Source organism: Paraburkholderia sp. BR10937 (assembly GCF_040965695.1).
Classification (GTDB): domain Bacteria; phylum Pseudomonadota; class Gammaproteobacteria; order Burkholderiales; family Burkholderiaceae; genus Paraburkholderia.
The window spans coordinates 1-4,487 of record NZ_JBFRCL010000117.1 but is presented as its reverse complement, the minus strand read 5'-3'; the positions used below and the strand labels follow the sequence as shown (position 1 = coordinate 4,487).

General features: G+C 56.3%; 3 protein-coding genes. 1 reads left to right on the top strand and 2 read right to left on the bottom strand.

Going from position 1 to position 4,487, the window contains the following annotated elements:
• Positions 1 to 353: 353 nt before the first annotated feature.
• On the top strand, positions 354 to 1,568 hold the full coding sequence (locus AB4Y44_RS42015; RefSeq protein ID WP_368702768.1) for a class I SAM-dependent methyltransferase: 1,215 nt from the start codon (positions 354 to 356) through the stop codon (positions 1,566 to 1,568).
• Positions 1,569 to 1,912: 344 nt separating this feature from the next.
• On the opposite strand, the gene AB4Y44_RS42010 is transcribed toward AB4Y44_RS42015, so the two are convergent.
• Positions 1,913 to 2,065, bottom strand: coding sequence for a hypothetical protein (locus AB4Y44_RS42010; RefSeq protein ID WP_368702767.1), 153 nt, complete (start codon positions 2,063 to 2,065; stop codon positions 1,913 to 1,915).
• Positions 2,066 to 2,892: 827 nt separating this feature from the next.
• The gene (cfa, locus tag AB4Y44_RS42005; protein ID WP_368702769.1) at positions 2,893 to 4,107 is read right to left on the bottom strand and encodes a cyclopropane fatty acyl phospholipid synthase; all 1,215 of its coding nucleotides are present in this window, start codon (positions 4,105 to 4,107) and stop codon (positions 2,893 to 2,895) included.
• Between the last annotated feature and the right edge of the window lie 380 nt (positions 4,108 to 4,487).

The window sequence follows — 4,487 nt, the reverse complement described above, 5'->3', positions numbered from 1 at the left end:
CTCGGCAAACGCAGGTCATCATGCTTCAAAAGCCGGACGACCAACCTGCTAGCAGATTCTGCGGCCGATACGCCCAACGTGAAAAAAGATCGGCGCTCTGAAAACGTATTGTGCAGACCTTCCTTAGTTCGAAAAGCGATCAGCCGACTTATTTTTGGGGTCGTCGAACACCGTAGATGCTGCTGCATTTAGACACACGAAAATTGAAAATCTACTTTGCGTGTTGGGTCTATTGGCCGCCCAAGCTTTCACATAAACTCGGCCCGAGCGCGACGTCACGCCTGACTTTCCGCACAAAAGTACGCGATTTAAGGGCTGACTAAACTCGCTTCAACGAAAAATGGAGAATTCAGATGTTCTGGGAAAAGAAACTGGCCCAGTGGGTGAACGAAGTACGGTCAAAGACCGAGCTCCCCGCGCGGCTCACGCTGTGGAACGGCGAGCACTTCGACCTTGGGACGTTTCACCAGCCGCTCGTGACGCTAAGGATCAAGGACCTCTCTGCGCTGCCGTTCCTCCTGCACCCCAGTCTCGACAGGCTTGGAGAGGCCTACGTGAAAGGTAGGATAGATCTCGAGGGAGCGCTTAAGGACATTATCGACGTTGGATACTCCCTTGCACTTACCTGCGTCAGCGGCTCGAGAAACGTCGCGCGTGCGAGTCCTTTCATGGCTCATTCGAAAAGGTCAGACAGGCAAGCGATCCGCTACCACTATGACGTATCCAATGCCTTCTACAGGCTTTGGCTTGATGAGAACATGGTCTACTCATGCGGCTACTTCGAGAACGGTGACGAAGATCTCGCGATTGCGCAGCTAAAAAAAATCGATCACGTGCTTACGAAGATCCAGTTGAAGGAAGGCCAGACGCTACTCGATATTGGTTGTGGATGGGGGGCGCTCGTACTTCGCGCGGCCCAAAAGTTCGGTGCGCGTTGTGTAGGAGTGACGATTTCGCAGAACCAGTTTGATCTCGCCACCGAGCGCGTAAGGGCCGCCGGACTCGAAGACCGCGTTGAGATCCGGTTGCAGGACTATCGCGACATAGAAGGACAGTTCGACCGCATCACAAGCGTAGGCATGTTTGAGCACGTCGGACGCAGAAAGCTGCCTTATTATTTCTCACGGATCCGGTCATTGCTCGCCGACGACGGAATCGCAATGAATCACGGAATTACATCGACGGATGCGAACGGCGATGAGAACGGCCTCGGCGGGGGCGAGTTCATGGACCGCTTCGTATTCCCTGACGGAGAACTGTCGCATATCAGCCTTGCTCTCGAGACAATGCAACGCGGCGGCTTGGAACCGATGGACGTTGAGAATCTGCGGCGGCACTACGCGCGCACTCTCGGCATCTGGAGCGCAAACTTCGAGGCTCAAGCCAAGCAGGCGCGCACGCTCGTGGACGACGAGATATTCCGGATCTGGCGCGTCTACCTCGGGGGGTGCGCGTACGCATTTGAGCGCGACGCTGTGTCGGTCTTTCAAATCGTATGCCGGAAGGCCGGCCGAAGCGCCAATACGCTCCCGTGGTCGCGCCGATATATGTACGACAATACCGTTTAGTTGGAAGGTGCATAAGCCTGCTCACGCAGCTCCTCTTCGCAGGACAAACGGTCGCGCTGCTGAGGGGCGCGGCGCTCGCGCCGATACCACGGCTACCTTTCACAGCCGGCGCAGCGAACTGCCCCAGGCGGCAAGCCAATGCTCGCGCACCACTCCTCTGTACGCGGCATGAACGCCTCGCCAGGCGGTCTCATTCCTCGGAGGTAGCTCGAGGGCGTGGTGACCACACCGCACCGGAACACGGACTGCCGTGCCCGCGCGTGGCTGGCGTTCAGTCTACTTCTGTCCGCGACGGCCAATAACCCCGCGGCCGCAGCATACACACTCCAGCCCCGTCGTGATGCTTACTTCACTGCACCGATGCTCGACGTCCAGGCTGCATTAATCATGATGAGTTCGACACCCGCAGGGAAGCATTTCGCCTCGAGTAGCTGCCGGTATTTCGAATAGAGCAGCCCCGAGAGCATGCGGGCTAGCTTCGGGCTGAACTGCGCCATCGCCTTCTACTTGGCCGTAAAGTCCAGTCTCCCGCAACATCCGGCTTACGGGCCTCCGTTGCCCAGTCGACGGTGACCGACTTGCAGCATGCGGCCCGGACTGTGCAGCCTGATCATGAGATGAAACAGGGGCGTAGCAGACGGCCTTGCCGATGTGCCCCCGTCCACCCCAAGCCTAGACAGGTGAACTCGCGCTCGGAGCGTCGATGCCTGCCAACCGCACGACCGGCCGGCCGACGCCAGTCGAACTTGCCGGTGCCAGCGTCGCGGTGTCCCTCCTGCCACGCCCAGCTGTGCTGCTATCTTGCGGATTGGTAAGAGTTGCATCCGATATCTCCATTAAGATATCCGGCGTAGAACATATTTTTTAAAACGCGATGAGCAGGCTTGTTCCGCTTTAATACGTACTCCCAAACCCCGCACTGATGAGTCCACAGACCAAAAGAATCTCCGAAGAGATCCCCGGGAGGGTGCACGGGTAGGTGCGGAAAGGCTAAAAAAAACCCAGCCACGAAAGACCGTGGCTGGGGAAAAAACCGCCGGTGAAGAACCGGCGGCCGGATGTGAGATAAACTCAGTATATGTGCCAATCTGCGCGGCGGGCGCTCCCTGTTCCGCAAATCTCTTTTCCACGCGCCGCCTTGCATGCTCGCGAATGCCGATACCTCGGCGCACCGACGAGAAGCGGAAATTGGGGCTCTGGACCGTGTCGTAAAAAAAGACTTTTTGGCCTCCATGTCCGCATATAGCGCAGTCCCTCACGAGACAATCATGTCGTCGAGCCTCGATCCCCATTTGACGAAGCTCAGCCCAGTAGCCTCCTTCGGCTACTCCCCGGAATGCACGATGCGCAGTCGGCCCCCTTCCTCCATAAAGCGCCGGCCAGTGCGTGCGCCTACCTCCAAGCGCGCATCTAAATTCGGCCTTACGGAACGATAGGCGCCTGAGCGCTGTGGGTGCGTGAGCACTACCTGCCACAGTTGGCCTTGGCGAGATCTAAAGAATCCAGCGCAACAATGCAAATAGTATTTCCACATGCGATAAAACCGTTCATCGTAGCGCGGTTTAAGCTCCGGCCACGCGAGGGCAAAATTCTCCCACCAAGACATCAACGTCCGGTCGTAGTCTGCCCCGAAGTTGTGCAAGTCTTCGACGACGAAGTGTCCTTCGACGGCATCAGCAATTTGCCGTACCGACGGCAGCCTTCCGTTCGGAAAGATGTAGCGGTCGAGCCACGGGTCGGTTCCCGCAGATGTTTGTGCGATTCCGATCGTGTGCAAAAGAAATTGCCCACCCGGCTCGAGGAGTTCCTTAACCGTACGGAAGTATGTGTCGTAGTTCTTTATCCCAACATGCTCGAACATTCCAACGGACGCAATCTTGTCGAAGCGACCGCCTAGTTCCCGGTAGTCCTGAAGAAGAAGGGTTACTGGAAGTCCACGGCACCGCTCGCGAGCGAGAACCAGTTGCTCCTTCGAAACAGTCACCCCGGTGACTCGGGCTCCATAATGTTCCGCAGCGAACCTTGCAAGCCCCCCCCATCCGCAGCCGATATCGAGAAGCGTCTCACCATACTTCAGATCCAGCTTGCGGCAGATCATGTCCAACTTGTCGAACTGTGCGGTTGTCAGATCTTGCGCGCTCTCCCAGTAGCCACACGAATAGATCATCCGATGATCGAGCATGGCCTCAAAGACGTCATTACCGACATCATAGTGGCGCTCCCCGACCTGAAATGCTCGCCGTACGGACTGGAGATTGAAAAGCCTGTGTCGAAGGTGCTCCCCGACAAGTCTAAATCTTGCGAGTCCCGAGGCCGCCGAATCGAGGTCAGCACACAAGATGCGCGTGAAGAACTCATCTAGTCTCTCACATTCCCATTGCCCGTCCATGTAGGCCTCCCCGAGTCCAAGAGACCAACTCGACAGGACCCGGCGATATACCTTCTCGTCAAAGACGCGTATATCCCATGGACGATCACCATTGATCGCAATATCGGCGCCCTCGAGCAACTTTTCGAGTCCTTTCGGTGGCGTTGCCATTGCCGCTTCGCAGCCTCGTGAAGATCCTTGCATATTTTGTTCAAGCTGCATTCCGACTCCGGATATGATATTTCCATCTAACAGTAATAATCCGCCACGAAAGTAACTAAACGCTCTCGACAAGTTCAATTCATTCGAATACCATGAATGCAAAGGATCCAATCCGTCTAACTTCATGTACCATCGTTGTCGTCGGCATGGATCGCACCGGGCCCGCATGCTACACAACTCACAACTGATTTGCCGATTGAATCTAAGGAAGGTCTGCACAATACGTTTTCAGAGCGCCGATCTTTTTTCACGTTGGGCGTATCGGCCGCAGAATCTGCTAGCAGGTTGGTCGTCCGGCTTTTGAAGCATGATGACCTGCGTTTGCCGAG